20 protein-coding genes and 2 tRNA genes are annotated in these 22,712 nt (G+C 54.5%); 15 read left to right on the top strand and 7 right to left on the bottom strand.

Features of this window, described 5'->3' with window-relative positions; all coding sequences use genetic code 11:
* Window positions 1-89 precede the first annotated feature (89 nt).
* From OMR58_RS19195 to OMR58_RS19170, 6 genes are all read left to right on the top strand, one after another.
* The gene (locus OMR58_RS19195; protein WP_200559614.1) at window positions 90-551 is read left to right on the top strand and encodes a YchJ family protein; all 462 of its coding nucleotides are present in this window, start codon (window positions 90-92) and stop codon (window positions 549-551) included.
* Window positions 552-590: 39 nt separating this feature from the next.
* Entirely contained in the window at window positions 591-1,439 is an 849-nt protein-coding gene (purU, locus tag OMR58_RS19190; protein WP_105595234.1) for a formyltetrahydrofolate deformylase, read from the top strand.
* Window positions 1,440-1,583: 144 nt separating this feature from the next.
* A tRNA-Tyr gene (locus tag OMR58_RS19185) sits at window positions 1,584-1,668 on the top strand.
* Between the two features lie 117 nt (window positions 1,669-1,785).
* Window positions 1,786-1,870 (top strand) — tRNA-Tyr (locus OMR58_RS19180).
* A gap of 163 nt (window positions 1,871-2,033) precedes the next feature.
* Window positions 2,034-2,840: an exodeoxyribonuclease III gene (gene xthA / locus OMR58_RS19175; RefSeq protein WP_200559615.1), complete on the top strand. Its 807-nt coding sequence runs from the start codon at window positions 2,034-2,036 to the stop codon at window positions 2,838-2,840.
* Window positions 2,840-3,235 carry a pyrimidine (deoxy)nucleoside triphosphate diphosphatase gene (locus tag OMR58_RS19170; protein ID WP_200559616.1) on the top strand — a complete coding sequence of 132 codons (396 nt, stop codon included), beginning with the start codon at window positions 2,840-2,842 and terminating at the stop codon, window positions 3,233-3,235. Before xthA ends, OMR58_RS19170 begins: the two co-directional genes overlap by 1 nt.
* 74 nt (window positions 3,236-3,309) lie before the next feature.
* On the opposite strand, the gene OMR58_RS19165 is transcribed toward OMR58_RS19170, so the two are convergent.
* From OMR58_RS19165 to OMR58_RS19155, 3 genes are all read right to left on the bottom strand, one after another.
* Window positions 3,310-5,271 (bottom strand): DNA topoisomerase III, encoded by a 1,962-nt coding sequence (locus OMR58_RS19165; RefSeq protein ID WP_264546702.1) that lies wholly within the window; start codon window positions 5,269-5,271, stop codon window positions 3,310-3,312.
* Window positions 5,272-5,289: 18 nt separating this feature from the next.
* Window positions 5,290-6,336: a selenide, water dikinase SelD gene (gene selD / locus OMR58_RS19160; protein WP_264546701.1), complete on the bottom strand. Its 1,047-nt coding sequence runs from the start codon at window positions 6,334-6,336 to the stop codon at window positions 5,290-5,292.
* Window positions 6,337-6,489: 153 nt separating this feature from the next.
* Entirely contained in the window at window positions 6,490-7,041 is a 552-nt protein-coding gene (locus OMR58_RS19155; RefSeq protein ID WP_200559618.1) for an NAD(P)H nitroreductase, read from the bottom strand.
* A gap of 191 nt (window positions 7,042-7,232) precedes the next feature.
* Here OMR58_RS19155 and sppA point away from each other — a divergent pair, with 191 nt between their 5' ends.
* From sppA to pncA, 3 genes are all read left to right on the top strand, one after another.
* Window positions 7,233-9,095 (top strand): signal peptide peptidase SppA, encoded by a 1,863-nt coding sequence (sppA, locus tag OMR58_RS19150; RefSeq protein WP_200559619.1) that lies wholly within the window; start codon window positions 7,233-7,235, stop codon window positions 9,093-9,095.
* Between the two features lie 90 nt (window positions 9,096-9,185).
* Window positions 9,186-10,199: an asparaginase gene (gene ansA, locus OMR58_RS19145; RefSeq protein ID WP_200559620.1), complete on the top strand. Its 1,014-nt coding sequence runs from the start codon at window positions 9,186-9,188 to the stop codon at window positions 10,197-10,199.
* A 14-nt stretch (window positions 10,200-10,213) separates the two neighbouring features.
* Complete coding sequence (pncA, locus tag OMR58_RS19140; RefSeq protein WP_200559621.1) at window positions 10,214-10,828, top strand: bifunctional nicotinamidase/pyrazinamidase; 615 nt, start codon at window positions 10,214-10,216, stop codon at window positions 10,826-10,828.
* Between the two features lie 73 nt (window positions 10,829-10,901).
* Here pncA and OMR58_RS19135 read toward each other — a convergent pair whose 3' ends face one another.
* The gene (locus OMR58_RS19135) at window positions 10,902-11,180 is read right to left on the bottom strand and encodes a YeaC family protein (RefSeq protein ID WP_123329494.1); all 279 of its coding nucleotides are present in this window, start codon (window positions 11,178-11,180) and stop codon (window positions 10,902-10,904) included.
* 10 nt (window positions 11,181-11,190) lie between these two features.
* Window positions 11,191-11,601 (bottom strand): peptide-methionine (R)-S-oxide reductase MsrB, encoded by a 411-nt coding sequence (gene msrB, locus OMR58_RS19130; protein ID WP_200543827.1) that lies wholly within the window; start codon window positions 11,599-11,601, stop codon window positions 11,191-11,193.
* Between the two features lie 341 nt (window positions 11,602-11,942).
* On the opposite strand from msrB, the gene gapA reads away from it, so the two are divergent.
* Together gapA and OMR58_RS19120 are read left to right on the top strand one after the other, a co-directional pair.
* Window positions 11,943-12,938, top strand: a complete 996-nt coding sequence (gapA, locus tag OMR58_RS19125; protein ID WP_172606669.1) for a glyceraldehyde-3-phosphate dehydrogenase — start codon at window positions 11,943-11,945, stop codon at window positions 12,936-12,938.
* Window positions 12,939-13,018: 80 nt separating this feature from the next.
* The gene (locus tag OMR58_RS19120) at window positions 13,019-13,891 is read left to right on the top strand and encodes a D-hexose-6-phosphate mutarotase (protein ID WP_264546700.1); all 873 of its coding nucleotides are present in this window, start codon (window positions 13,019-13,021) and stop codon (window positions 13,889-13,891) included.
* A gap of 72 nt (window positions 13,892-13,963) precedes the next feature.
* On the opposite strand, the gene OMR58_RS19115 is transcribed toward OMR58_RS19120, so the two are convergent.
* Window positions 13,964-14,815: an aldo/keto reductase gene (locus OMR58_RS19115; RefSeq protein ID WP_264546699.1), complete on the bottom strand. Its 852-nt coding sequence runs from the start codon at window positions 14,813-14,815 to the stop codon at window positions 13,964-13,966.
* Window positions 14,816-14,896: 81 nt separating this feature from the next.
* Complete coding sequence (locus OMR58_RS19110; RefSeq protein WP_105595248.1) at window positions 14,897-15,646, bottom strand: MipA/OmpV family protein; 750 nt, start codon at window positions 15,644-15,646, stop codon at window positions 14,897-14,899.
* Between the two features lie 433 nt (window positions 15,647-16,079).
* On the opposite strand from OMR58_RS19110, the gene yeaG reads away from it, so the two are divergent.
* The 4 genes from yeaG (at window position 16,080) to OMR58_RS19090 (ending at window position 22,704) form a co-directional block, all read left to right on the top strand.
* Window positions 16,080-18,014 (top strand): protein kinase YeaG, encoded by a 1,935-nt coding sequence (yeaG, locus tag OMR58_RS19105; RefSeq protein WP_105595249.1) that lies wholly within the window; start codon window positions 16,080-16,082, stop codon window positions 18,012-18,014.
* 128 nt (window positions 18,015-18,142) lie between these two features.
* Entirely contained in the window at window positions 18,143-19,423 is a 1,281-nt protein-coding gene (locus OMR58_RS19100; protein WP_105595250.1) for a YeaH/YhbH family protein, read from the top strand.
* A 252-nt stretch (window positions 19,424-19,675) separates the two neighbouring features.
* On the top strand, window positions 19,676-21,403 hold the full coding sequence (locus tag OMR58_RS19095; protein ID WP_105595251.1) for a potassium/proton antiporter: 1,728 nt from the start codon (window positions 19,676-19,678) through the stop codon (window positions 21,401-21,403).
* A gap of 110 nt (window positions 21,404-21,513) precedes the next feature.
* On the top strand, window positions 21,514-22,704 hold the full coding sequence (locus OMR58_RS19090; protein ID WP_200559626.1) for a multidrug effflux MFS transporter: 1,191 nt from the start codon (window positions 21,514-21,516) through the stop codon (window positions 22,702-22,704).
* Window positions 22,705-22,712: the final 8 nt, after the last annotated feature.

Genomic DNA, 22,712 nt, shown 5'->3' with positions numbered 1-22,712 from the left:
AGAACCATCAAAATGGCATCGCTGCCTCTGGTCGGTTACTATCAGCGCACAAATTCTGAATTAACCGTATTGAACGAGCTGGAGCCAACGTGTCTGAACCTTGTCCTTGCGGTAGCGGAATGCAGTATAGCTTATGTTGCGAATCGTATCTAAAAGGTGCGTCACTCCCTGCAACACCAGAAGTATTAATGCGTTCCCGCTACTGTGCCTACGTCAAACGTAATACCCGCTATTTGATCGATAGCTGGCATCCTTCCTGTCATGCGGAGCGTTTTGCAGAGAGCATCGAAGAGAGCTATGTCGCCACACAATGGCTTGGACTTAACGTCATCAGCAGTGAAATCACGGCTGATTGCGCTCAGGGATATGTCACGTTTTTTGCGCGCTTTACGGAAAATCAGCGCGAAAGCTTTATTCATGAACGTTCGCGCTTTCTTCGTGAGGAGCAACGCTGGTACTATATCGACGGAACCTTCCCGCCAATCGGGCGCAACGATCAGTGCCCCTGTGGCTCTGGCAAAAAATACAAGAAATGCTGCGGTCAGAACTGACCCTGATTTCCCTTTTGTATCGACAGGATTACCATCGTAATGCAAGCGCAAACACTGCAACGAAAAGTTTTACGCACCATCTGCCCGGATGCTAAAGGGCTGATCGCGAAAATTACCAACATCTGTTACAAACACGAACTGAATATCGTCCAGAACAATGAGTTCGTCGATCACCGTACCGGGCGCTTCTTTATGCGTACCGAACTGGAAGGCATCTTTAACGATACCACCCTGCTGGCCGATCTCGACAGCGCACTTCCTACCGGATCGGTACGCGAGTTGCAGCCAGCCGGTCGCCGCCGCATTGTTATTCTGGTGACTAAAGAAGCCCACTGCCTCGGCGATCTGCTGATGAAAAGCGCCTACGGCGGGCTGGATGTCGAAATCGCTGCCGTTATCGGCAACCACGAAACCCTGCGCACGCTGGTTGAACGCTTTGATGTGCCGTTCGCGCTGGTCAGCCACGAAGGACTGACGCGTGAAGAGCATGACAATAATATGGCAGCGGTCATCGATCGCTATCAGCCGGATTATGTGGTGCTGGCGAAATATATGCGTGTGCTGACTCCGGCGTTTGTTCAGCGTTATCCGAACCAGATTATCAACATTCACCACTCGTTCCTGCCGGCCTTTATTGGTGCCCGCCCTTATCACCAGGCCTATGAGCGCGGCGTGAAAATCATCGGCGCAACCGCACACTACGTGAACGATAACCTGGATGAAGGCCCAATCATCATGCAGGACGTAATCCACGTGGACCACACCTACACCGCTGAAGATATGATGCGCGCGGGTCGTGACGTAGAGAAAAATGCTTTGAGCCGTGCGCTGTATCAGGTGCTGGCACAGCGCGTATTTGTTTACGGCAACCGCACGATTATTTTGTGATGCCGATACTGCTGTTTTGCCTTACAAAACAGCAGTTCGGGTAAAAAATCGGCGAACGCGCTATTTTATGAATAACGGGGCTTTACAGCGTCAGTTCATTTGATATGATGCGCCCCGCTTAACAAGCACAGTAGCAAGGCCAGTGGTGGGGTTCCCGAGCGGCCAAAGGGAGCAGACTGTAAATCTGCCGTCATCGACTTCGAAGGTTCGAATCCTTCCCCCACCACCATTTCAACCACGTTTTCGGTTGAATTCAGGCTTCATTCTTTCTGCGACTGCAGAAGTGATGAGAAAATGAAATTCGTTTTGTTTTCGTTGTACTGTGAATTGTTAACACGCTTCCCCTGGTGGGGTTCCCGAGCGGCCAAAGGGAGCAGACTGTAAATCTGCCGTCATCGACTTCGAAGGTTCGAATCCTTCCCCCACCACCATTTCGAACATCATCTCTCTCTTATCTTTTTTAGCTTCACAACCTGAATTTCAAATACTGTATTGGTTCGATTTTGCCGCACGTTTCATTTCGGCAACAGATGACATTTCTGCCAGACTTCTGCTACCATTCCGCCATCTTTTCGCCACGAAATGGCCCACGCTATGAAATTTGTCTCCTTTAATATCAACGGGCTACGCGCTCGCCCTCACCAGCTCGCCGCGATTGTTGAACAGCATCAACCGGACGTTATCGGCCTGCAGGAAACTAAGGTTCACGATGATATGTTTCCGCTGGAAGAGGTCGCAAAGCTCGGCTACAACGTGTTCTATCACGGCCAGAAGGGCCACTACGGCGTTGCCCTGCTCTGCAAAGCCGCGCCGGTTGCCGTCCGCCGTGGTTTCCCCGGTGATGATGAAGACGCTCAGCGTCGTATTATTATGGCTGATATCGAAACGCCAGCGGGCCTGCTGACGGTCATTAACGGCTACTTCCCGCAGGGGGAAAGCCGCGACCATCCAATCAAGTTTCCGGCGAAGGAAAAATTCTACCGCGACCTGCAAAACTATCTGGAACAGAATCAAAGCCCGGCAAATCCGGTGCTGATCATGGGCGATATGAACATCAGCAGTAGCGATCTGGATATCGGCATTGGTGAAGACAACCGCAAGCGCTGGCTGCGCACCGGGAAATGTTCGTTCCTGCCGGAAGAACGTGAATGGATGGATCGTTTGATGAACTGGGGTCTGGTAGACACCTGGCGCGCGCAAAATAGCGAAGTTAACGACCGCTTCTCCTGGTTCGACTACCGTTCTAAAGGCTTCGATGACAATCGCGGTCTGCGCATTGATCTGCTGCTGGCCAGCCAAACGCTGGCTGAACGCTGCACGGCAACCGGTATTGATTACGATATTCGCGGCATGGAAAAACCGTCCGACCACGCGCCGATTTGGGCGCAGTTCGCCTTCTGATGTCCAACACTAACGAGCTGGAAGTCGTAGCCGCAATGATTGTGCGAGACGGTATGCTCCTGCTGGCCCAGCGTGGTCCGCAGGGGGACCAGTCCGGATTGTGGGAATTTCCCGGCGGCAAGGTTGACGCCGATGAAAGCCAGCCGCAGGCGCTAAAACGTGAGCTGATGGAAGAACTGGCGATCGATGCCGTCATTGGTGATTACATCGCCAGCGAAAGCCGGGTTGTTGGGGAACGCAAAATCAATCTCCATGCCTGGCTGGTGACAGATTTCACGGGTGAACCGACGGCACTCTGCCATCAGACCCTGGTCTGGGTGGAACCGCCGGAGGCATTCAGCTTTGCACTGGCTCCCGCTGATATCCCTCTACTTGAAGCATTTTTGCAGCGCTAAGCTTTACGGCCTGATTGCCTGATTGCCTGATGCGGGAGTTTATTATCAAAATCCCGCAACATCGTGCTCACGGATCAGACGCTATCGTTACCCGCATTCAGCTCTCCAGACCGCCCGGCACCCGCCTTTGACGAGGCAGCTTTACGACGCGGCTTCTTCGCCTGGCCTGACGAAGGTGCGGGCAGCCCGCGGAAGGCATGTGCCGCAGGCTGCTGGCGAGCCTGATGGATCAGCGAGTACAGCGTATCCACCAGCGGCTGCATAAAGTCCTGATAGCGGCACTGTTTTTCACTGATTTTCGTTAACGTGGATTCCCAGTGCGCGGTCATATCCGGGCGGGCGGCCATTTCAGGTAATGAGTGAATCAGCGCCCTTCCCGCCGGGCTGGAGTGAATATAGCGCCCTTTCTTGAACAGGAAGGTGCGCTTGAACAGCAGTTCGATAATACCCGCTCTCGTCGCTTCGGTGCCCAGACCGTCGGTGGCGCGCAGCACCTTCTTCAGATCTTTATCCTGCACAAAACGCGCGATTCCTGTCATTGCCGACAGCAGTGTGGCATCGGTAAAGGGGCGCGGTGGCTGCGTCTGTTTCTCTACCACTTCGCCGCGCTCGCACAGCAGCTCATCACCTTTCGCGACCACCGGCAGCGGCGTACCGTCGTTTTCTTCGTCACGCTCTTTGCTGCCCAGCAGCGCGCGCCAGCCGGCCTCCGCCAGGAAACGTGCTTTCGCAATAAATTTTCCTCCGGCGATATCCAGTTCAATCACGCATTTACGGTAAACCGCATCAGGACAGAACTGCATCAGATACTGGGTGGCAATCAAACGATAAATTCGCTGCTCGTTTTCATTCAGCGACACCCGACTGCTGCGCGCGGTCGGTACGATCGCGTGGTGGGCATCCACCTTTTTGTCATCCCAGCAGCGGTTACGAATATCGCTGTTAAAATCGGCGGGCGGTGTCAGATCCGGCTGATGGCTGTTAATCGCATTGAGGACTGCATGCCTGCCGGAGAAATGCTCATCAGGCAGATAGCGGCTGTCCGAACGTGGATAGGTAATCAGCTTGTGGGTTTCATACAGCCGCTGGCAGGTATCCAGCACCATCTGGGCACTCAGGCCAAACCGCTTACCGGCTTCAATTTGCAGGCTGGAAAGTGAAAACGGCAGCGGCGCGGTGTCATTTTCACGTTTGTCGTTATAGCTGGTAACCAGCGCTGGCTGACCACCGATGCGAGCGACCACGTGATCGGCCAGCGGGCGATGCAGCAGACGCCCTTCTTCATCCTGATACGGTTCGCAAGATTCACTGGGCTGCCACAGAGCAACGAAACGCTCATCCTGCGGAGTGACGATGTGCGCTTTCACTTCAAAGAAATCCTTCGGCACAAAGTTTTCAATCTCTTCATCTCGCCGCACTACCAGCCCCAGCACCGGGGTTTGTACCCGGCCGACCGACAGCACGCCGTCATAGCCCGCATTACGCCCCAGCAGCGTGTAGGCGCGGGTCATATTAATGCCGTAGAGCCAGTCAGCGCGCGAACGCGCCAGCGCCGAGACGCACAGCGGAATAAATTCCCGATTCTGCCGCAGTCGGCCAATGGAGCGCTCTACCGCCTGCGGATTAAGATCGTTAATCAGGCAGCGCTGCACGGCGGCACGTTTCTCCGCCGGTAGGGTCAGATAATCCAGTACTTCATCCACCAGCAGCTGACCTTCGCGGTCCGGGTCTCCGGCGTGAACCACTTCGCTGGCTTCACCGAGCAGCTTTTTTATCACGTTAAGCTGCTTCGCCACCGACGGGCGCGGCTGCAGCTGCCACTTTTCCGGCACAATGGGTAAATCAGCCAGCGACCAGCGGGCAAAGCGGCTGTTATAGCTGTCGGGCTGCGCCTGCTCTAACAGGTGCCCCACACACCAGGTGACAACCTGATCGTCACCGCAGGCGATGAAACCATCGCCACGGCGGTGAGGTTTCGGCAGGACATCCGCAATCGCGCGGGCAAGGCTGGGTTTTTCGGCAATAAACAGACGCATCCGGGACTCAATTCCTGCTCAGGGTTTAATTTCAATCATGGCTCGTCCGGTTTGAGCCTTTTTCAGTTCACCAATTGCGGTCAGTGAAACCGCATGTTTTTCTGCTGCGGCGTGCAGTGCAGCCTCCGCTTCGGGTAATACCGCCATCAGCAAGCCACCCGACGTTTGCGGATCGCACAACAGGCTGCGCTGTGTCTCGGTCATCTCACCGATCAGTTGCCCATAGCTGGCAAAATTGCGCGCCGTTCCCCCCGGCACACAGCCCAGCTCGATGTAGTCATCGACACCGGGCAGCCGCGGGATCGCGCTGAACTGCACGTCGGCCTGCAGGCCCGCGCCCTGACACAGCTCGCCGAGATGGCCAAGCAGACCAAAACCGGTGACGTCGGTCATTGCGCAGACGCCGGGGATCCCTGCCGCTTCGGCACCCAGCAGGTTAAGCTGACACATCACCTCCGTCGCCAGTCCCTGATGCTCAGGGCGCAGTAGCGATTTCTTTTCGGCGGTGGTCAGTACGCCAATACCGAGCGGCTTACTGAGCCACAGGCGGCAGCCCGCCTGCGCCTCGCTGTTCTTTTTAACCTGGTGCGTCTCGACCACGCCGGTGACGGCAAGGCCGAAGATCGGCTCCGGGGCATCAATCGAGTGGCCACCGGCCAGGCTAATCCCGGCCTGCTCGCAGACGCTGCGACCGCCTTCAATCACCCGCCGCGCAACTTCCGGTGATAAAACGTTCACCGGCCAGCCCAGAATGGCAATCGCCATAATCGGTTTTCCGCCCATCGCCCAGATATCGCTGATTGCGTTAGTGGCGGCAATACGTCCGAAATCATAGGGGTCATCAACGATCGGCATAAAGAAATCGGTGGTGCTGACCACAGCCGTACCGTTGCCCAGATCGTACACGGCCGCATCATCCCGGGTTTCATTGCCAACCAGCAGATTAGGATCGCGTCGGAGCGGATGGTCGCTGTGCAGAATGGTATCTAAAACCTGGGGGGAGATTTTGCAGCCGCAGCCTGCACCATGGCTGTACTGCGTCAGGCGGATCGTATTCTGATTCATGAAGAAGGTCCCTTTTAGCTTCACCAGATATTATGGTAGCGGATCGGGCAGACGGGTGTAAGCCTGCCGACCTTAATCGCGGACCATTCGCTTATTATCCCGGCGAATTGCAGGGCCGCTCACAACCCTGACGGTAAAAAGGACCTGATTCAATCAGAAATAGCTGACAAACGGCGCGCTGTCGACCGGTAATACGGTGGTCGCCGCTTTCAGCTGCGGCGTGCCCAGATAGAGGAAGCCGACGATGGCATCCTGAGGACGGCAGCCGAAGGCCTGGCGGACAGATTCATCTTCGGTCCAGGCACCGCTTCGCCAGATACCGTTGAAGCCCTGAGCAGCGGCAGCCATCTGCATAGCCATCACTGCACAGCCCGCCGAAACAACCTGTTCCCAGCGCGGCACTTTGGGATGGTCGTCGCAACGGGCAACGACGGTGATAATCAGCGGTGCGCGATACGGGGCCTGTTTCGCTTTCTCAATCGCTTTATCATCCAGGCTGGCTTCACGTGACACTTTTTCCAGCAGCGCACTGAGGCGATCGCGCCCCTCATTTTCGACGATAATAAAGCGCCACGGCTGAAGCGTGCCGTGATCGGGCGCGCGCATACCGGCACGCAGAATATTGTCCAGTGCATCGCCCGCCGGAGCGGGATCGGCCAGGCGCGAGGCCGAGCGTCGATTAACCAGTAAGTCCAGAGCGTCCATAATTTCCTCCTGATGGGGGCGTAAAGTGGACTGAAACTAGCACAGGATGATGTTTTGTTACAGCATTGTCCTTTTTCCTGCTGACAATTCAGCCCCTGCTATTTAGGATGTTGAACGTTACTGTCCGTTAAGGGGCGCGTTAACTTTAACCCTGTACCCTGACGGGCATTTGTTGCGATTACGGAGAGTCTATGCGCATGTTGTGGCGAGCTATCGCTGGTATTTTTAAGTGGACGTGGCGGGGACTAAACTTTGTCCGCGAATTTATCCTCAATCTGTTTTTGATCCTGCTGATCCTGGTCGGTGCCGGGATCTGGTTCCAGATGAACAGCAGCTCTGCTCCGGCAGAAGTGAAGAAAGGTGCACTGATCGTCGATCTTAGCGGCGTGGTCGTGGATAAACCTTCCGTCAGCAACAAATTCAGTAAGCTGGGCCGCCAGCTGATCGGGGCCAGCAGCGATCGCCTGAAAGAGAATTCACTGTTTGACGTGGTGGATGCCATCCGTCAGGCAAAAGATGATAGCCGTATTACCGGTATTGTGCTGGATCTGCGCAGCTTTGCCGGCGGCGATCAGCCTTCACTACAGTACATCGGTAAGGCCCTGCGCGAGTTCCGCGACAGCGGCAAGCCGATCTTTGCAACGGGTGACAGCTACAGCCAGTCGCAGTACTACCTCGCCAGCTTCGCCAACAAAATTTATCTCTCTCCGCAGGGTACGGTCGACCTGCACGGCTTCGCGACCAACAGCCTGTACTATAAAACCCTGCTGGATAAGCTGAAGGTGAATTCCCATGTTTTCCGCGTCGGCACCTATAAATCGGCGGTCGAGCCTTTCCTGCGTGATGATATGTCACCGGCCGCTCGCGACGCCGACAGCCGCTGGGTAGGCGAACTGTGGCAAAACTACCTCAACACGCTGGCCGCTAATCGCCAGATTACCGCCGATCAGGTCTTCCCTGGCGCTCGCGGCGTGCTGGACGCTCTGCAAAAAGTCGGCGGCGATACCGCTCAATATGCCAAAGAGAGCAAACTGGTCGATGAGCTGGCGTCACCGTCAGCGGTGGATCAGCAGCTGGTGAAAACCTTCGGCTGGGATAAAGAGGCGAAGGACTACGTAGGGATCAGCATTTATGACTATCCGCTGAACAATACCGAAACCACAGAAAACAACAGCAAAGGAAATATTGCGGTTATCGTCGCCAACGGGGCGATAATGGACGGTGAAGAAACGCCGGGCAGCGTGGGCGGTGACACCACCGCCAATGAAATTCGCCAGGCACGTCTGGATGACAACATCAAAGCCATTGTGTTCCGCGTTAACAGTCCGGGCGGCAGCGTTACCGCGTCTGAAACCATCCGTGAAGAGCTGGCAGCAGCCAAGGCAGCGGGTAAACCGGTCGTGGTTTCCATGGGCGGCATGGCTGCGTCCGGCGGCTACTGGGTATCCACACCGGCCAACTATATTATCGCCAGCCCGAACACACTGACCGGCTCTATCGGCATCTTTGGCGTGATCAACACGGTGGAAAATTCGCTGGACAGCATTGGCGTTCACACCGACGGGGTTGCCACCTCACCGCTCGCCGATGTCACGCTGACCAAAGCGCTGCCGCCTGAAGTGCAGGAAATGATGCAGTTGAGCATTGAGTACGGCTACAAAAACTTCATCGGACTGGTGGCAAAATCACGTAACAAGACGCCTGAGCAGGTTGACCAAATCGCCCAGGGCCACGTCTGGACCGGCAGCGATGCCAAAGCCAACGGTCTGGTCGATGCGCTGGGTGATTTTGACGATGCCGTGGCTAAAGCCGCCGAACTGGCAAAAGTGAAGCAGCCGCAGCTGGACTGGTATCAGGAAGAGCCGGGGCTGCTGAATACATTGTTCAGTCAGATGGACGTTCGCGCCTCGCTGCCAGCGTCGCTGAAAGCGCTGCTACCGGCCCCGCTGCTTGACGTGGTTTCCGCCATGAAAAAACAGCCGGGTCTGATGGGCGATCTTAACGATCCACAAAATCGCTACGCGTTCTGCCTGAACTGTGGTGATGTGAAGTAGTTCACTAATCAGCCCGACCGTCACCGGTCGGGCTGCTTTTCCCCGGCTTTCCCCTTATACTGCGCGTTTTCGGCAAGTCTGAGTTTACCCATGCAAAAAAAATCGATTTATGTCGCCTATACCGGCGGAACCATCGGCATGCAGCGTTCTGAGCACGGCTACATTCCCGTCTCAGGCCACCTGCAAACCCAACTGGCGAACATGCCCGAGTTCCATCGTGCTGAGATGCCCGACTTCACCATCCACGAGTATCAGCCGCTGATTGACTCGTCGGACATGACACCGGAAGACTGGCAATCGATTGCTGACGACATTCAGAAGAACTACGATCGCTACGATGGCTTCGTCATCCTGCACGGAACCGACACCATGGCATTCACCGCTTCTGCGCTGTCGTTTATGCTGGAGAATCTGGCCAAGCCGGTGATTGTGACCGGGTCACAAATCCCGCTGGCGGAACTGCGTTCTGACGGGCAGCAGAATCTGCTCAACTCGCTGTTCGTTGCCGCTAACTACCCGATTAACGAAGTGGCGCTGTTCTTCAACAACACGCTGTATCGCGGCAACCGCACCACCAAAGCCCACGCCGACGGTTTCAGCGCCTTTGCCTCACCTAACCTTGCCCCCCTGCTGGAAGCCGGTATTCACATTCGCCGCCTGAATACCCCTCCCGCTCCGGCCGGGAAAGGTGAACTGATCGTTCACCCGATTACGCCGCAGCCGATCGGCGTGGTGACGATTTATCCCGGCATCTCCGCTGAAGTGGTGCGTAACTTCCTGCGTCAGCCGGTAAAAGCGCTGATCCTGCGTTCTTACGGCGTGGGTAACGCTCCGCAAAACAAAGAGTTCCTTGAAGAGCTGAAAGCCGCTTCCGATCGCGGTATTGTGGTGGTCAACCTCACGCAGTGCATGTCCGGCAAAGTGAATATGGACGGCTATGCCACCGGTAACGCTCTGGCGCACGCCGGTGTCATTAGCGGGGCCGACCTGACCGTAGAAGCGACGTTGACCAAACTGCACTATCTGCTCAGCCAGGATTTGACCAGCGATGAAATGCGGCAGCTGATGCAGCAGAACCTGCGCGGTGAGCTGACCGAGGACTAACCGGAGAGAAAAGCATGAGCGCACGTCAGGCACTGGTATTAATCGATTTACAAAATGACTTTTGCCCCGGTGGCGCACTGGCGGTGGCAGAGGGCGATGCGACGATAGCTGTGGCTAACCGACTGGCGGCGGAGTTTCGGCAGCGCGGTGAACCGGTTATTGCCACGTTTGACTGGCATCCTCTCGGCCACGGCAGCTTTGCTTCTACCTGCGGAAACAAACCCGGCAGCTGCGGGGAACTGGACGGTCTGCCGCAGGTCTGGTGGCCGGATCACTGCATTCAGCACAGTGCCGGAGCAGAGCTGCACCCGGCTCTGGAGCAGTCCGCTATTACACTGCGCGTCTACAAGGGTGAAAATCCACAGGTGGACAGCTACAGCGCCTTTTTCGATAACGGCCGACGCCAGGCAACTATTCTGGAAGGCTGGCTGAAGCAGGAAGGTATTACCTCGCTGACGATAATGGGGCTGGCAACCGACTACTGCGTCAAATACAGCGTGCTGGATGCCCTCTCGCTGGGCTTTGATGTCACGGTAGTAGCTGAGGGGTGTCGCGGCGTGAATTTGCAGCCAGATGACAGCGCTGAGGCGCTGAAAGCGATGCAAAATGCCGGTGCACTGATTCTGTAAGCCAAAAAATTTAGGCAGATGTGCTGAACGCACAACTGCCTATTCTTTGAACGAATTATTCTTGCAGGAATAATTACTGTAATTGGATCCGCGTCACGTCTTCATCGCTGATACCGAACTCTTCTTTCAGCTGTTTTTTACTCTTCATTACGATTTCCCCGCCCTTCGCTACGCTCATATGCTGGGGGTCGTCGTTATGCTTTGCCTGCCACAGCAGCACCAGCTGCAGGCTGTTTTCCTTCTGCTCCGGCGTCAGGGCAACACCGTCGGCCCATTTGCCGGTTTCAACCGCAGTTGCCAGGCGCTGATAAATTTCCGGAGTCATACCGGCAATGATTTCATCGAGTTCCATTACAGTTCCGTTAACCTTTGGTGATGTTACCGTCATCGTCCGTAAAACTCAGCGATGCGGAATTAACGCAGTAACGTTCGCCGGTTGGCTGTGGGCCGTCCGGGAACACATGGCCCAGGTGAGCGTCACAGCTGCCACAGCGAATCTCAATACGCTGCATTCCATGAGTATTATCATCAAGATAGCGAATGGCCTCGTCGCTGTAAGGCTCGTAAAAACTTGGCCAGCCGCAGCCTGAATCGTACTTAGACGTGGACAGAAACAGTGGAGCCTGACACACCAGGCAGTGATACAGACCTTGCTCTTTGTTATGCAACAGTTTACCCGAATACGGTGGCTCAGTACCACGCTGCTGGGTAACGTAACGCTGCATTTCGTTCAGTTCATTTTCGGGTGAAATAGGGGATTTCTCATTAGCCATGGTAGACTCTCTGGCAGTGTTATTATGAAGACTTCGCTTAGCATTCTAACAAATACTTAACAAGATCAGGTGAATTTTTCTCTCGCAGTGCGAGAGGAGAATCGTTCAGAGACATAATTGTGACTCAGATCACCTTTTACAATATGACCCCGTTTATATTCGGGTTAAGTGCCTTAAGATCACGGCTGTGTCGGCGTCAAGAAATGGACTTTTTTTTGAATAATTCCTGGTCATGAGTTTGACCTATAGCAATAATTGACACGATTCCGCTTGACGCCTGGTAAGCTTTTTGTAATTTTACTGCCAACCTTTTATTCACTATCAACTAGCTGGTGGAATATATGACTATCAAAGTAGGTATCAACGGTTTTGGCCGTATCGGTCGCATCGTTTTCCGTGCTGCTCAGGAACGTTCTGATGTAGAAATCGTTGCGATCAACGATCTGCTGGACGCAGAGTACATGGCTTACATGCTGAAGTATGACTCAACTCACGGTCGCTTCAACGGCACTGTAGAAGTCAAAGACGGTCAACTGGTTGTTAACGGTAAAACCATCCGTGTTACCGCTGAGCGCGATCCTGCTAACCTGAAATGGGACGAAGTAGGCGTTGACGTTGTTGCAGAAGCGACCGGTATCTTCCTGACCGACGAAACTGCACGTAAACACATCCAGGCTGGCGCCAAGAAAGTTGTACTGACTGGCCCATCTAAAGATGACACCCCAATGTTCGTTATGGGTGTAAACCACAAGTCTTACGCTGGCCAGGACATCGTTTCTAACGCTTCCTGTACCACTAACTGCCTGGCACCGCTGGCTAAAGTAATCAACGACAAGTTCGGTATCGTTGAAGCACTGATGACCACCGTGCACGCAACTACCGCAACTCAGAAAACCGTTGATGGCCCATCTCACAAAGACTGGCGCGGCGGCCGCGGTGCAGCTCAGAACATCATCCCTTCATCTACCGGTGCTGCAAAAGCCGTAGGTAAAGTGATCCCTGAGCTGAACGGCAAACTGACCGGTATGGCGTTCCGCGTTCCTACCCCTAACGTTTCCGTCGTTGACCTGACTGCACGTCTGGCTAAGCCTGCTTCTTACAAAGAAATTTGTGATGCAATCAAAGCCGCGTCTGAAGGCGAACTGAAAGGCGTTCTGGGCTACACCGAAGACGAAGTGGTTTCTACCGATTTCAACGGTGAAAAACTGACTTCAGTATTCGATGCTAAAGCCGGTATCGCGCTGAGCGACACCTTTGTTAAACTGGTTTCCTGGTACGACAACGAAACTGGTTACTCTAACAAGGTACTGGACCTGGTTGCTCACATCGCCAAATAAGGCCTGTTGACACAGAACCAGAAAAGTAAGGGCGACTCAGGTCGCCCTTTTTTTATCTCTCAATTTCAGAAGGACCGCTCATGAACGAAAAACTCTTCTCGCTGCCGGTGCTTAACCAGATCTCCCCGTATATTACTCAGCGCCAGATTGGCGAACTGCCGGTAGTGGTCATCACCCACCCTAAGGTCCGCGCAGCCGTCACGCTGCAGGGGGCGCACCTGGTAGCATGGCAGCCTGCGGGTGAAAAGCCGGTTGTCTGGCTGAGTGAGAAAACGGCCTGGACCCCGGGTAAAGCTATCCGCGGCGGCGTACCAATCTGCTGGCCATGGTTTGGCCCGGCGGGTGAACCGGCGCATGGCTTTGCCCGTAATCTGCCGTGGAAGCTCTCGGCGCATGATGAAAACGAGCAGAGCGTGATGCTGACTTTCGTTCTGGAAAGCAACGAGCAGACCAAAAAGCTCTGGCCGCATGACTTTACCCTGTTCGCTCGTTTCCGCTTCAGCGATACCTGCGAAATCGAACTCGAGGCCCACGGTGATTTCGAGGCAACGGCAGCCCTGCACAGCTACTTTAACATTGCCGATAATGCCTCGGTAACTGTCAGCGGCCTGGGGCCGGACTATATCGATCAGGTACTGAAAGGCGCTACCGGCCAGTTGCCTGACGGCAAGCAAACCTACGAACAGCGCGTTGACCGTATTCATACCCAGCCTGCTGAATGCAGCGTGCTGGAAGACCGTGCCGGCAAGCGGGTGATTGAAGTGCATCATCATTATCAAAGTGACGTTGTCACATGGAACCCGGGAGCTGAACTGTCGTGCAGCATGGGAGATATGGCAAACGAAGGCTATAAAACGATGGTGTGTGTGGAAACCGCGCGCATTTCCCGTCCGCTGATCAGTTCTGGCGAACAGCCCGCCCGGTTGGCAGTAACCTTACGTATTCAGAAGTAATCGGATGCCTGTGCGACCGGTCAGCCCGGTCGCCTGCTGTAGCCATTAAGGCTATGACTGCCCTGCCATTGGCTACACAACATCCAGCGGCATTTTCGTCGACGGCGGAGGGAATGCCTGGTTAATCAGCATCAGATCTTCACTGCTCAGCGTCACCGCCAGCGCAGCCGCGTTTTCCTCTACGTGAGCAATCGAGCTGGCTTTCGGGATGGCGATAACCCCTTCTTTGCGTATTACCCACGCTAATAGCAGCTGCGCCACACTGATGCGCTTGCGTTGTGCAATCTCACTGAGTACCGGGTGCCCCATCAGCTCACTGCGCAGCCGCCCCGCCTGAGCTAGCGGGCAGTAGGCCATCACCGGCATTGCCAGCTGCTGGCACTGCGGCAGTAAATCATACTCAATGCCGCGTGAAGCGAGATGATAGAGCACCTGATTAGTTGCACAGTCTTCTCCCCCTTCCTCCTGCAACAGTTCACTGAGGTCGTCGGTATCGAAGTTGGATACGCCCCAGCGGCGTATTTTTCCCTGTTGCTGCAGGTTTTGCATCGCGCGCAGCGTCTCTTCCAGCGGAATATTGCCCCGCCAGTGAAGCAGATAGAGATCGAGATAATCGGTTTTCAAGCGTCGCAGGCTTCGTTCACAGGCTTCAACGGCATCCACTTCGCTGGCATTCCAGGGATAGACTTTTGAGACCAGCCAGGCGCGTTCCCTTCTCCCCACCAGCGCTTCGCCAACAATCTTCTCCGCACCGCCATCCGCGTACATTTCTGCCGTATCGATAAGCGTCAGGCCTGCATCAATTCCGCACTGAAGTGCGGCGATCTCCTGATTGCGTAATGCAGGATCTTCGCCCATATACCAGGTCCCCTGCCCGATAGCTGGCAGGAGGGCTCCATCAGAAAAGGTTACTGTCCGACTCATTACTTTCTCCCTGCATCATTATCGCGCCCCGAAATAGCACAAAAGGGCGCAGAACGCCCTTTTTTAGTGCAGACGGACGCATCAGAAGGTGTAGCTGATACCACTCCACAGCAGAACCTGAGAACTTTTGTCGACCATCGGGCTGTCTTTAATTTCATCACCCAGACGGACATAGCGCCCGGAAACGGTGGCGTTCCAGCTGTCGCTGATTTTCCAGCCACCGGTCAACTCCAGATACGGGCTCCAGCTGTCATCCGGATCGTAGCGATTAAGCCCACTGCGATCGGATTCAGCAGAAGAAATACCATAGTAGTATTTGTTCTGGTTAGAACTGTTCCATAGCGCACCAATACCCGGGGTCAGGCTGAACTGGCCAAATTCGAAGCGGTAAAGATAAGTCAGGTCCCAGATAATGCCGTTACTGTTGTCGAGGACATCGCCCGCCAGCGTGGTACGTACGATACCCCAGTCAGCCGTATGGCGATAGGATACGCCCCCCATCAGCGTCATATGGCGCTTGTTCAGCGATTTCATATCACCGTCGTCAGCATCGTCAGGGTCGTAGTTCTGCGGTGAACCCAACACCGTCAGCGACAGCTGATCCTGGCTGTCTTTCCACAGGTAGTAACCTGCCTGCAGGGTGTTCAGATAGAAACTGTCACCGTCATAGTTAACGATCGGCACAGGATAGTATCGGTCCTGGCCGCTTTTATAGGGACTCTGGCTGTAAATTACGGAGGCGCCCAGCGTTAGCGGGTTAGCCTGTGCGACAGGGGCCGCAAAATACAGAGGTAAAAATGCAGCAAGCGCGGTAAGTTTGAAATGGTTCACAAATAAATCGTTCCGTAAATATAACAATCAGGCTGGTAAGTTTAACCGTGATATCAATACGTGATCATAAATTTACATAACTTGTAGCACTCATAATCAATTTTTAAGCACGAAATATCCGCTTCTTTAGCACCGGGTTATTTTTGACCCGCAGTACCCGGCGGGCCTGGAAAACGTGCTGCTTAGCGCTTTTCTAACTTTGTTATTGAAATTTCATCGAAAATGCTCGCTGCTTCAGGAAATTTTTTAATATGCGATCTACGCTTAATCGTAAGACCTAAATTTTAACGAGCAGAGTAACCAAAGAAGTGTGTTTCCCGATAAAAAAAGTCAGGTTGGCATAAGGGTTGCTGTACTCATTAATAAGTTCCTTCAGGGGCTATCGCGTTAGGCTCCTGGTACCTGTGCTAAAAACGAAAGGACGGGCATCGCTATGAATATATTCGATCACTATCGTCAGCGTTATGAAGCTGCCAAGGACGAAGAGTTCACACTGCAGGAATTTCTTACCATTTGTCGGCAGGATCGCAGTGCATACGCCAACGCGGCGGAACGATTGCTGATGGCAATCGGTGAACCCGTAATGGTCGACACCGCTCAGGAGCCTCGCCTTTCCCGGCTGTTCTCTAACCGTGTGATTGCTCGCTACCCGGCGTTTGAAGAGTTTTACGGTATGGAAGAAGCGATTGAACAAATCGTCTCCTACCTGAAACACGCCGCGCAGGGTCTGGAAGAGAAAAAACAGATCCTGTATCTGCTGGGGCCAGTTGGTGGCGGTAAATCCTCGCTTGCGGAACGCCTGAAATCGCTGATGCAGCGCGTGCCTATCTACGTGCTGAGCGCGGATGGTGAACGCAGCCCGGTTAACGATCATCCGCTGTGCCTGTTTAACCCGCAGGAGGACGCCAACATTCTTGATAAGGAGTACGGCGTTCCTCGTCGCTACCTGGGTACAATCATGTCGCCGTGGGCAGCGAAACGCCTGCATGAGTTTGGCGGAGATATCACCCGCTTCAAGGTCGTTAAGGTCTGGCCGTCAATTCTGGAACAGATTGCGATTGCCAAAACCGAACCGGGTGATGAAAACAACCAGGACATCTCCGCGCTGGTGGGTAAAGTGGATATCCGTAAGCTGGAGAATCACGCCCAGAACGATCCTGATGCCTATGGTTATTCCGGCGCGCTGTGCCGGGCGAACCAGGGGATCATGGAATTCGTTGAGATGTTCAAAGCGCCGATTAAAGTGCTGCACCCGCTGCTGACCGCTACGCAGGAGGGCAACTATAACGGAACCGAAGGCATCTCTGCCCTGCCGTTTAACGGTATTATTCTGGCGCACTCTAACGAATCTGAGTGGGTCACCTTCCGCAACAACAAGAACAACGAAGCGTTCCTCGACCGCGTGTACATCGTCAAGGTTCCATACTGCCTGCGGGTTTCCGAAGAGATTAAGATCTACGAGAAACTGCTGGTGAATAGCGAACTGACACATGCACCGTGCGCACCGGGCACGCTGGAAACACTGGCCCGTTTCTCGATCCTTTCGCGTCTGAAAGAGCCGGAAAACTCCAGCAGCTACTCGAAAATGCGGGTCTACGACGGTGAAAGCCTGAAAGATACCGATCCGAAAGCCAAGTCGTACCAGGAGTACCGCGACTACGCCGGTGTGGATGAGGGAATGAACGGGTTATCTACCCGCTTTGCCTTTAAAATCCTCTCCCGCGTGTTTAACTTCGACCATGTTGAAGTGGCGGCGAACCCGGTTCACCTGTTCTATGTTCTGGAACAGCAGATAGATCGCGAACAGTTCCCGCAGGAACAGGCTGAGAAGTACCTTGAGCACCTGAAAGGCTATCTGATCCCGAAATACGCCGAATTTATCGGCAAAGAGATCCAGACCGCCTACCTGGAATCTTACTCCGAGTACGGCCAGAATATTTTTGACCGCTACGTGACCTACGCTGATTTCTGGATACAGGATCAGGAATACCGTGACCCGGACACCGGACAGCTGTTCGATCGTGAATCACTGAACGCCGAGCTGGAAAAAATCGAGAAGCCCGCCGGGATCAGCAACCCGAAAGACTTCCGTAATGAAATCGTCAACTTCGTGCTGCGCGCCCGGGCACATAATAATGGCCGTAACCCGAACTGGACCAGCTATGAGAAGCTGCGTACCGTGATCGAGAAGAAAATGTTCTCTAACACGGAAGAGCTGCTGCCGGTCATTTCGTTTAACGCCAAAACATCCACCGATGAGCAGAAAAAACACGACGATTTCGTCGACCGCATGATGGAGAAAGGCTACACCCGTAAACAGGTTCGCCTGCTGTGCGAATGGTATCTGCGCGTAAGGAAGTCATCCTGACGTTTGCGTAAATGCTTAACCCAGTGGGCCCAACAGAGGTTGCTCTGTCCGGGCCCACAACGGCAGCAAAATCGCAACGAGTGCATCACACGGGTTAAGACCCGTCTGCAACGTAGTATGGGGGAGCTATGGCCTATTTTATCGATCGGCGTCTTAACGGCAAAAATAAGAGCGCGGTAAACCGCCAGCGCTTTTTGCGCCGCTATAAGTCGCAAATCAAACAGTCGATCTCCGAGGCCATCAATAAGCGTTCGGTTACCGACGTAGAAAGCGGCGAATCCGTCTCAATTCCCGTTGAAGATATCAACGAACCAGCTTTCCATCAGGGGCGCGGCGGCCTGCGTCATCGTGTACATCCAGGCAACGATCACTTTGTGCAGAACGACCGCGTTGAACGCCCTCAGGGTGGCGGCGGTGGCAGCGGCAGTGGCCAGGGTAATGCCAGCCAGGACGGTGAGGGGCAGGATGAGTTCGTTTTCAATATCTCAAAAGATGAGTATCTTGACCTGCTATTCGAAGACCTGGCCCTGCCGAATCTGAAAAGGAATCAGCATCGTCAGCTCAATGAGTATAAAACCCATCGCGCCGGTTATACCGCCAACGGCGTTCCGGCCAATATCAGCGTCGTCCGTTCGCTGCAAAATTCTCTGGCACGCCGCACGGCGATGACCGCCAGCAAACGCCGCACGCTGGCCGAACTGGAAGAAACGCTGAAAACAGTGGAGAACAGTGAACCGGCCCAACTGCTGGAAGAGGAACAGCTGCGCAAGGAGATCGCCGAACTTCGCGCACGCATCAAGCGCGTGCCGTTTATCGATACCTTTGATCTACGCTACAAGAATTTTGAAAAGCGCCCTGAGCCTTCCAGCCAGGCGGTGATGTTCTGCCTGATGGACGTTTCAGGCTCAATGGATCAGGCCACTAAGGATATGGCAAAACGCTTTTATATTCTGCTGTATCTGTTCCTGAGCCGAACCTATAAAAACGTGGATGTGGTTTACATTCGACACCATACGCAGGCGAAAGAAGTCGATGAGCAGGAATTCTTCTATTCGCAGGAAACCGGCGGTACGATTGTTTCCAGCGCCTTAAAACTGATGGATGAGGTGGTCAAAGAGCGTTACGACCCGGCGCAGTGGAATATCTATGCCGCGCAGGCCTCCGATGGCGACAACTGGGCTGATGACTCCCCACTTTGTCATGAGCTGCTGGCAAAAAATATCCTGCCGGTGGTGCGTTACTACAGCTATATCGAGATCACCCGGCGTGCACATCAGACTCTGTGGCGCGAGTACGAGAATCTGCAAACCCGCTTCGACAACTTTGCTATTCAGCACATACGTGAACCCGAGGATATCTATCCGGTGTTCCGTGCCCTGTTCCAGAAGCAGGTTGAAGAAAATTACTAAACCCGTATGCGTCGGTAGCGCCCTGCTACCGGCGTAAAATCCCGGGGACGACTGTTCTTTTTGCCCGATTACGGCCTTAATGCGTGCCAGTCAGCAGAAAAATTCCCTTTAGCGCACTCAGCGGTATTCACCACAGCTGTTTTTACGCTATTTTATCCCCTGAATTCAATCGAGTGAGATCGATTCTAAATTTCTTGCTCTGTCACGCACACTCTGTAAAAAAGTATTTTAATCTGTTGGGAGAAACGCCTTTTGGAAGCCAGCGCGATTTACAATTTATTCATCATTGGTTCAGTGCTGGTTGCCGCAAGCATTCTGCTGAGTTCCTTTTCCTCCCGTCTGGGTATCCCTATTCTGGTTATCTTCCTCGCGCTCGGTATGCTGGCGGGCGTTGATGGCATCGGTGGCATTGTCTTTAACAATTATCCGGCGGCCTATCTGGTCAGTAACCTTGCTCTGGCAGTGATCCTGCTGGATGGCGGTATGCGTACCCAGGCCAGTTCATTTAAGGTGGCACTTGGCCCTGCACTGTCGCTGGCGACGGTGGGTGTGCTGATCACTGCCGGTCTGACCGGTATGGCCGCCGCCTGGCTGTTTGATTTAAATATGATGAACGGCTTCCTGATTGGGGCGATTATTGGCTCGACGGATGCGGCAGCGGTCTTTTCGCTGCTCGGCGGTAAAGGGCTCAATGAGCGCGTCAGCGCTACGCTGGAAATTGAATCAGGCAGCAACGACCCGATGGCGGTGTTTCTGACCATAACCCTGATTGATATGATCCTGAAGGGGCAATCAGGGCTGGATATGATGTTCTTTGTGCATCTGATCCAGGAATTTGGTCTTGGGATTGCGCTGGGGATTGGCGGCGGCTGGGGCCTGCTACAGCTCATTAACCGTATTTCTCTGCCGGCCGGAATGTACCCGCTACTGGCGCTAAGCGGCGGTATCCTGGTGTTTTCCCTGACCACCGCACTGGAAGGCAGCGGTATTTTGGCGGTGTATCTCTGCGGTTTTGTCCTCGGCAACCGGCCGATCCGCAGTCGCCACGGTATTCTGCAAACTTTTGACGGCATGGCATGGCTTAGCCAGATCGGTATGTTCCTGGTACTGGGTCTGCTGGTCAATCCGCTCGATCTCTGGCATATCGCCGTACCGGCCATGTTGCTGTCACTGTGGCTGATACTGTTGGCGCGCCCACTTTCGGTTTTAGTCGGACTGCTGCCGTTTCGCGGCTTTAATATCCGTGAACGCTTCTTTATCAGTTGGGTTGGGCTGCGTGGCGCGGTACCGATTATTCTTGCCGTCTTCCCGATGATGGCGGGTCTGCCCCACGCCTCGCTGTTCTTTAATATCGCCTTCTTTGTTGTGCTGGTATCGCTGATCGTTCAGGGAACCTCGCTGGGCTTTGCTGCCCGTAAAGCCAGGGTAATCGTACCGCCTACGGCTTCACCTGTTTCTCGTATCGGGCTGGATATCCATCCTGAAAACCCGTGGGAGCACCTGGTTTATCAACTCAGCGCGGATAAATGGTGCGTCGGCGCAGCGCTGCGCGATCTGCATATGCCGCGGGAAACACGCATCGCCGCACTGTTTCGCAACAACCAACTGCTGCACCCGACGGGCAACACGCGCCTGCGCGAAGGGGATATTCTGTGTGTGATTGGGCGCGAGCGGGATCTGCCCGCATTGGGCAAACTGTTCAGCCAGTCACCGCCGGTCGATCTCGATCAGCGATTCTTCGGCGACTTTATTCTTCAGGCCGATGCGCGGCTGCAGGATGTTTCTGAAATCTACGGCATCGATCTGGATGAAGAGCATGACAGACAGCAAACGCTCGGGCAGCTGGTTTCTGACATCATTGGCGGAGCTCCGGTCGTAGGCGATCAGGTTGAGTGGAAAAATCTGATCTGGACCGTGGCGGAAAAAGAAGACAACACAATTATTAAAGTTGGGGTTCGCGTACAGCAGGATAAAGAGTAATTCTGCGGTGTAAGGAGATAAATCCCTGTCTCCTTACACTTTATGCTTTTCTTTTCCGTGGGTAATCTCTAACCTGTACGGCTTGCTTTAATTTGGATCTTACTTCTGCCATGCAAAAATTCACCCTGCTGTTGCTCAGCCTGGTCCTGCTCGCCCCGCTGGGCATCGATCTGTACCTGCCTACTCTGCCGGACATTGCCGTTGGATTAAATACCCCCGTGGCCAATATCCAGACCACAATCCCCCTGTTCCTGCTGGTGATGGGCCTTGGGCAGATTGTCGCCGGGCCGCTGGTCGATAATCTGGGGCGCAAACCAATCGCCATCATCGGCCTGCTGCTCTACGTTGCCGGTAGCGTACTGGCAGCCACCGCTGACGTCTGGCTGCAGTTCCTTGCCGCACGTATTATCCAGGGCTGCGCCGTGTGCTGTACGGCGGTGGTGGCCTTTAGCGGCGTACGCGATCGTCTGAACGGCGATGATGCCGCCCGCGCCTACGGTTTCCTTAACGGCGCGTTGAATATCGTTCCGGCGCTGGCCCCGCTGCTGGGTGGTCTGCTGGCTGAAGCCTTTAACTGGCGCGCGCCGTTCTGGTTCCTGACCCTCTACGCACTGTTTATTGGCCTGCTGGTGGTGTTCTTCCTGCCGGAAACGCGCCCGGCGGATACACAAAAAGTGAAAGGGCTGCCGCTGCGCCAGTACTGGCAGATCCTGCGCCAGCCGCGCTTCCTGGCCTTTGCTTTCGCTAACGCCGGTGCGCTGGGTATGGTGCTGACCTACGTTTCACTGGCACCTAACGTATTGATGACCGAAGGCCGCCTGTCTGCTCTGCAGTTCTCAATTGCGTTCGGTGCGAACGGCTTCTGGATTATGCTGGTTAGCGTGCTGGTCAATAAGGTGATTCGCAAGCTGGGTCGTCCGATCTGTCTGGCGATTGGCGCACTGGCAATGACCACGGGAGCCGTGATGCTGACAGCTGGCATGTGGTTGCTGCCCGATGCATGGCAGACGCACTGGGCACTGTATATGCTGCCTGTTGCTGTGTCGGTTGCCGGTCTGGCCTTTACCGTGGGTCCGGCCACCAGCTATGCGCTGGAGCCTTACCAGCAGCAGGCCGGTGTGGCTTCCGCGCTGGCGGGCTTTATTCAGATGGCTGGGGGATCGTCAGCGGGATTATTGATGATGGCTCTGCCTCTGGCAGAAAAATCAGCGCTGGCGCTGATGATGGTAGCGGGTGCGCTGCTGGCATTTATCGCCTGGCGCTTCAGTAAAACCGTGCGCGGCACGCTGACCGCGCTCTGATTTCAGAC

Source organism: Erwinia sp. INIA01 (assembly GCF_025947915.1).
Lineage (GTDB): Bacteria > Pseudomonadota > Gammaproteobacteria > Enterobacterales > Enterobacteriaceae > Erwinia > Erwinia coffeiphila.
This window is presented reverse-complemented; position numbering and strand designations above follow the sequence as displayed.

Excerpts from the sequence above, each read along its gene's own strand:
- OMR58_RS19090 (WP_200559626.1), top strand. The coding sequence starts at position 21,514 with ATGCAAAAATTCACCCTGCTGTTGCTCAGCCTGGTCCTGCTCGCCCCG.
- msrB (WP_200543827.1), bottom strand. The coding sequence starts at position 11,601 with ATGGCTAATGAGAAATCCCCTATTTCACCCGAAAATGAACTGAACGAA.
- OMR58_RS19155 (WP_200559618.1), bottom strand. The coding sequence starts at position 7,041 with ATGGACGCTCTGGACTTACTGGTTAATCGACGCTCGGCCTCGCGCCTG.
- OMR58_RS19100 (WP_105595250.1), top strand. The coding sequence starts at position 18,143 with ATGGCCTATTTTATCGATCGGCGTCTTAACGGCAAAAATAAGAGCGCG.
- pncA (WP_200559621.1), top strand. The coding sequence starts at position 10,214 with ATGAGCGCACGTCAGGCACTGGTATTAATCGATTTACAAAATGACTTT.
- xthA (WP_200559615.1), top strand. The coding sequence starts at position 2,034 with ATGAAATTTGTCTCCTTTAATATCAACGGGCTACGCGCTCGCCCTCAC.
- OMR58_RS19165 (WP_264546702.1), bottom strand. The coding sequence starts at position 5,271 with ATGCGTCTGTTTATTGCCGAAAAACCCAGCCTTGCCCGCGCGATTGCG.
- OMR58_RS19135 (WP_123329494.1), bottom strand. The coding sequence starts at position 11,180 with ATGGAACTCGATGAAATCATTGCCGGTATGACTCCGGAAATTTATCAG.
- selD (WP_264546701.1), bottom strand. The coding sequence starts at position 6,336 with ATGAATCAGAATACGATCCGCCTGACGCAGTACAGCCATGGTGCAGGC.
- OMR58_RS19170 (WP_200559616.1), top strand. The coding sequence starts at position 2,840 with ATGTCCAACACTAACGAGCTGGAAGTCGTAGCCGCAATGATTGTGCGA.
- OMR58_RS19120 (WP_264546700.1), top strand. The coding sequence starts at position 13,019 with ATGAACGAAAAACTCTTCTCGCTGCCGGTGCTTAACCAGATCTCCCCG.
- OMR58_RS19115 (WP_264546699.1), bottom strand. The coding sequence starts at position 14,815 with ATGAGTCGGACAGTAACCTTTTCTGATGGAGCCCTCCTGCCAGCTATC.
- ansA (WP_200559620.1), top strand. The coding sequence starts at position 9,186 with ATGCAAAAAAAATCGATTTATGTCGCCTATACCGGCGGAACCATCGGC.
- gapA (WP_172606669.1), top strand. The coding sequence starts at position 11,943 with ATGACTATCAAAGTAGGTATCAACGGTTTTGGCCGTATCGGTCGCATC.
- yeaG (WP_105595249.1), top strand. The coding sequence starts at position 16,080 with ATGAATATATTCGATCACTATCGTCAGCGTTATGAAGCTGCCAAGGAC.
- sppA (WP_200559619.1), top strand. The coding sequence starts at position 7,233 with ATGCGCATGTTGTGGCGAGCTATCGCTGGTATTTTTAAGTGGACGTGG.
- purU (WP_105595234.1), top strand. The coding sequence starts at position 591 with ATGCAAGCGCAAACACTGCAACGAAAAGTTTTACGCACCATCTGCCCG.